The sequence below is a fragment of the Streptomyces mesophilus genome, assembly GCF_040300965.1.
In the GTDB taxonomy this organism is placed as follows: domain Bacteria; phylum Actinomycetota; class Actinomycetes; order Streptomycetales; family Streptomycetaceae; genus Streptomyces; species Streptomyces mesophilus_A.
In genome coordinates, this window is sequence record NZ_JBEPEW010000281.1 from 1 (window position 1) to 4,752 (window position 4,752).

Annotated in this window: 4 protein-coding genes and 1 pseudogene; 4 read left to right on the forward strand and 1 reads right to left on the reverse strand. The window is 73.5% G+C overall.

Features of this window, described 5'->3' with window-relative positions; translation table 11 throughout:
- Together ABT367_RS40845 and ABT367_RS40850 are read left to right on the forward strand one after the other, a co-directional pair.
- Positions 1-238 (forward strand): annotated as a pseudogene (locus ABT367_RS40845) (sirohydrochlorin chelatase); the annotation flags it as partial.
- Positions 239-326: 88 nt separating this feature from the next.
- Positions 327-1,679 carry a deoxyguanosinetriphosphate triphosphohydrolase gene (locus tag ABT367_RS40850; RefSeq protein ID WP_352258983.1) on the forward strand — a complete coding sequence of 451 codons (1,353 nt, stop codon included), beginning with the start codon at positions 327-329 and terminating at the stop codon, positions 1,677-1,679.
- A gap of 26 nt (positions 1,680-1,705) precedes the next feature.
- Here ABT367_RS40850 and ABT367_RS40855 read toward each other — a convergent pair whose 3' ends face one another.
- Positions 1,706-2,695 (reverse strand): winged helix-turn-helix domain-containing protein, encoded by a 990-nt coding sequence (locus ABT367_RS40855; RefSeq protein WP_352258985.1) that lies wholly within the window; start codon positions 2,693-2,695, stop codon positions 1,706-1,708.
- 225 nt (positions 2,696-2,920) lie between these two features.
- Between ABT367_RS40855 and ABT367_RS40860 the strand changes: the two genes are divergently transcribed.
- Together ABT367_RS40860 and ABT367_RS40865 are read left to right on the forward strand one after the other, a co-directional pair.
- Positions 2,921-3,712, forward strand: a complete 792-nt coding sequence (locus ABT367_RS40860; protein ID WP_352258987.1) for a sulfite exporter TauE/SafE family protein — start codon at positions 2,921-2,923, stop codon at positions 3,710-3,712.
- Positions 3,713-3,863: 151 nt separating this feature from the next.
- Positions 3,864-4,752, forward strand: an 889-nt coding sequence (locus tag ABT367_RS40865; protein ID WP_352258988.1) for an NAD(P)/FAD-dependent oxidoreductase, incomplete at its 3' end; no start/stop codon positions are given.

Genomic DNA, 4,752 nt, shown 5'->3' on the forward strand with positions numbered 1-4,752 from the left:
GCCCGCCGTACCCGCCGCGGTCCGCGCCCTCGCCGCCCGCGGCCGGCACCGGGTGGCGATCGCCTCGTGCTTCACGGCCCCCGGACGCTTCGCCGCGGCCACCGCCAAGGCCGCCCCCTGGATCGCCTCCGCCCCCCTCGGCACCCATCCGGCCGTCGCCCGCCTCCTGCTGCACCGCTACGACCAGGCCTTGCGCACCTCGGCCTCGGCGGGCCATCTGCGGCTGGTCCCCGCGTAAGAGCACGAGCGGTCCCCGCGGAACAGCACGGACGCAAGAGGCACCTGGCAGCCGCCGCCCCACCCCTCCCGCGAGCTACTGTCGCTTCATGGAAGGCACGCAGCACGAAGGCAGCACGCAGCACGACGGCGCCCGGCACGAATTCCGCACCACACCCCCCGGCTACGAGGACGCGGCCCTGGAGCGCTGGGCGCCCGAGCCCGACAAGCGCCCCGGCCGCACCGCCTTCCAGCGCGACCGTGCCCGTGTGCTGCACTCGTCGGCCCTGCGCCGCCTGGCCGGCAAGACCCAGGTGGTCACGCCGGGCACGCAGAACCAGGCCTGGGACGCCAGCCCCCGCACCCGCCTGACCCACTCCCTCGAGTGCGCCCAGGTCGGCCGCGAGCTCGGCGCCGCACTCGGCTGCGACCCGGACCTCGTCGAGGCCGCCTGCCTCTCCCACGACATGGGCCACCCGCCCTTCGGGCACAACGGCGAGCAGGCGCTCAACGAGTTCGCCGCGGACTGCGGCGGCTTCGAGGGCAACGCCCAGTCGCTGCGCCTGCTGACCCGTATCGAGCCCAAGCGTTTCGTACGGTCCCAGCGGCCCGGCACGGAGGGCGAGCTCGTCAGCGTCGGCCTCAACCTCACCCGCGCCGCCCTCGACGCCGCCACCAAATACCCGTGGCTGCGCGGCGAGCACCCCAGCGATCCGGCGTCACCGAAGTTCGGCGTGTACGACGACGACCGGCCGGTCTTCGAGTGGGTGCGCAAGGACGCGCCCGGCCACCGCACCTGCTTCGAGGCGCAGGTCATGGACTGGTCCGACGACGTCGCGTACTCCGTGCACGATGTCGAGGACGGCCTTCACGCCGGCCATATCGACCCCAACTGCCTGCACGCCGAGCCCGAACGGCGGGCCGTGTTCGAGGTGGCCATCGGGCGCTACGTCCCCGAGGACACCGACCCCGAAGAGCTCTCGGAAGCGCTCGACCGGCTCCTCGACCAGGAGTGGTGGCCGCACGGCTACGACGGATCCGCAGTCGCCCAGGCCCGGCTCAAGGACGCCACCAGCCAGCTGATCGGCCGCTTCTGCCTGGCCGCGGAGGGCGCCACACGCACGATGTACGGACCGGGCCGGCTCACGCGCTACGCCGCCGAGCTCGTCGTCCCCAGGGAAACCCGTTACGAGTGCGCGGTGTTGAAGGCGGTCGCCGACCGCTATGTGATGCAGCGCGCCGAGCAGGAGCGGCTGCGCGCCGACCAGCGCGTGGTCATCGCCGAGCTGGCCGCCGCGCTCACCGCCCGTGCGCCGGAGGGCCTCGACCCGCAGTTCCGTGCCCTGTTCGACGCGGCCGCCGACGACAAGGCGCGCGCCCGGGTCGTGGTCGACCAGATCGCCGCCCAGACCGACGCCTCGGCACGCTCCCTGCACGCCCGCCTCACGGCACGGCGCGCCTGACAGCTGCCGCGGCCTCGTACAACTGGCTACAACCGCCCGTCCATCAGCGCATCCCCCAGCGCCGTACGCCGGTGCAGCACGCTGTTGCCCTGCCGCTCCGACGCCACAAGCCCCGCCTCCCGCAGCACCGTGGCATGCCGGCTCGCCGTGGACGCGGTGAGGCGCAGCCGCTCCGCCAACTGGCCCGTGGAGCGGGGCTGTTCGAGCGCGTCAAGGACCAGGGCCCGGGTCGGCCCGATCAGCTGGGCCACCGGAGGCGGCGCCGCACCGCGCACTTTGGTGCGGGCCAGCCATCCGGGCGCGGGACCCAGCGGATGCACCAGGACCGGATCGAGCGCGTCATCGGCCAGGGCCACCGGGGCCACCACGCAGAAGAACGACGGCACCAGCGTCAACGGCCGTCCGTGCAGCGGCATGTCACGCGCGACCGGATAGTCCGCGACCAGCGTGGAGCCCTCACGGCGCAGCGCCGGACCGTAGCTGGACACCAGTGCCTCCGCGCCGCCGTGCAGCGCCGCGGCGGACCGTACCGCCCGGTCGTCGGCGACCGCGCCACGGACCGCCGGCAGATAGGGCTCGACGGCCACCGCATAGTACGAGCGCAGGGCATGGCCGAGGCGTTCGAGCGCCGTCACGTCGCCCTCGGCGAGCAGCCGTACCGCCGAAGGCGCCGGCGCCTGGGCGTACACCTCCGACAGCTCGGCCGACAGCTGCCGCCGCGGCGTGCTCAGCACCGTGGAGATGCCCTCCTCCAAGGAGCGGTCGCCGCGCGAAGGGGTCAGGAAGTCCGGGAAGTACGCGGCCCAAGGAGACAGCCGGACGAGTGCCGCCGTGGTCTTCATGAGGCCGGCCCGGACAAGACCGGCGCGCACCTCACGCCGCCACGGGTCGAAGACCACGGCCGACTGCCGGTTCTGCAGCAGATGCAGGCTCAGTACGAGTTCCCACAGCGGATCGGCGTCCGGCGCCACCCGCAGCCGCCCCAAGTCCTCACGTCCGAATGCGATCCGCAGCATGGTTCCCCCGAGTCATGTCGCGTCGTTCCCGGGCGGCACTGGCGGCCCGGTCCACCCGCGCATCGTACGGAATCCTCGCGCCACGCGGCGGAGTCGGCCGCTCCCTTTGCGTTCTGGCACAAATCGGGCCCAACCCTCGGACATCCGGGGTTGCTTGGGGGAGGGTGGCGCAGCGTTTGTCCCACGGGGGAGACATCCGTGTGCGCCGCCCACGGGGGGAAAGCCGTGGGTGTGGGGGAGTGGTGCGCCTTGCTGGCCGTGGCGCTTGCGGCGGGCTGGCTGGACGCGGTGGTCGGGGGCGGCGGCCTCGTGCAGATACCGGCCCTGATGGTGCTGCTGCCGGGAGCCCCGGTCGCCACCGTGCTCGGCACCAACAAGCTGGTGGCCATCACCGGCACCACGTCCGCGGCGGTCACCTACGCGCGCAGAGTCGGCCTCGACCGGCGCCGCGCCTGGCCCGCCGCACTGGCCGGCGTACCGGCCTCGCTGCTCGGCGCCCTGGCCGCGTCCCGGCTGCCGCAGGACTACTTCCTGCCGGTGGTCGTGGTGGTGCTGCCCGCGGTGGCGGCCTGGGCGGTGTGGTCACCGCCCGCACCCGCTTCGGACCCGTCCGGCCGCGGCCCGTACTCCCGGCGTACCGGCGGCGCAGGGCCGTACTCCCGCCGGGCCTGCACCGCCGGCAGCGCGCTCATCGGCTTCTACAGCGGTGTCATCGGATCCGGTACGGGAGTCCTGCTCGTCGCCCTCTTCGTCACGCTCCTCGGCACGGACTTCCTGCGCGGCTCCGCCCTCGCCAAGACGGTCTCGATCGGCACCGACCTGGGGGCGCTCGTACTGTTCGGCTGGCTCGGCCACGTCCTGTGGGAGCTGGGCGCGGCCATGGCGGTGGCCAATGTGGCGGGCGGCTTCCTCGGCGCGCACACGGCCGTGCGCAAGGGCGCGGGATTCGTCCGGGCCGCACTCCTTCTGACCGTGTTCGCGCTGATGTCCAAGATCGCGTACGACCACTGGGGGTGAAGGCGTCCATCGAGGGCAGGGGACTCCTGGTGAGCGCTCCCATGACCGCGCGTGACGATTAATGGCCTGATCGGTCCACTCCCTCTTCCCGCATCACGCTGTGTGCGGGACGCTCCCTTTTGGTGAACACACCACAGCGAGGAGGCACCAAGTGGTCGACGCGGATCAGACGTTCGTCATCGTCGGAGGCGGTCTCGCCGGAGCGAAGGCGGCCGAGACCCTCCGCGCCGAAGGGTTCACAGGGCGCGTGATACTGCTCTGCGACGAACGCGACCGGCCGTACGAACGTCCGCCCCTGTCGAAGGGATTCCTGCTCGGCAAGGAGGAGCGCGAGAGCGTCTTCGTGCACGAGCCCGCCTGGTACGCGCAGGCCGACGTCGAGCTCCACCTCGGCCAGGCCGTCGTCGCGATCGACCGCGAGCGCCACGAGGTGCGCCTGGGCGACGGCACCGTCGTCGGCTACGACAAGCTGCTGCTCGCCACCGGCGCCGAACCCCGCCGCCTGGACATCCCCGGCACCGACCTCACCGGCGTGCACCACCTGCGCCGGCTCGCGCACGCCGAGCGCCTCAAGGGCGTGCTCGGACAGCTCGGCCGGGACAACGGGCATCTGGTGATCGCGGGCGCGGGCTGGATCGGTCTCGAAGTGGCCGCCGCCGCCCGCGGGTTCGGCGCCGAGGTCACCGTCGTCGAACCCGAGCCGACCCCGCTGCACGGCGTCCTCGGCCCCGAGGTCGGCGGTGTCTTCGCGCAGCTGCACAGCGAGCACGGTGTCCGCTTCCACTTCGGCGCGAAGCTCACCGAGATCGTCGGCCAGGACGGCCTGGTCCTCGCGGCCCGCACCGACGACGGCGACGAGCACCCCGCGCACGCCGTGCTCGCCGCGATCGGCGCGGCCCCGCGCACCGCGCTCGCCGAGGCCGCGGGTCTGGCCCTGGTCGACCGTGCGCACGGCGGCGGCATCGCGGTCGACGCCTCGCTGCGGACCTCGGACCCCGACGTCTACGCGGCCGGCGACGTGGCCGCCGCCCAGCACCCCC

Bases quoted from the DNA above. Each gene is read 5' to 3' on its own strand.
- ABT367_RS40850 (WP_352258983.1), top strand. From the start codon at position 327: ATGGAAGGCACGCAGCACGAAGGCAGCACGCAGCACGACGGCGCCCGG.
- ABT367_RS40855 (WP_352258985.1), bottom strand. From the start codon at position 2,695: ATGCTGCGGATCGCATTCGGACGTGAGGACTTGGGGCGGCTGCGGGTG.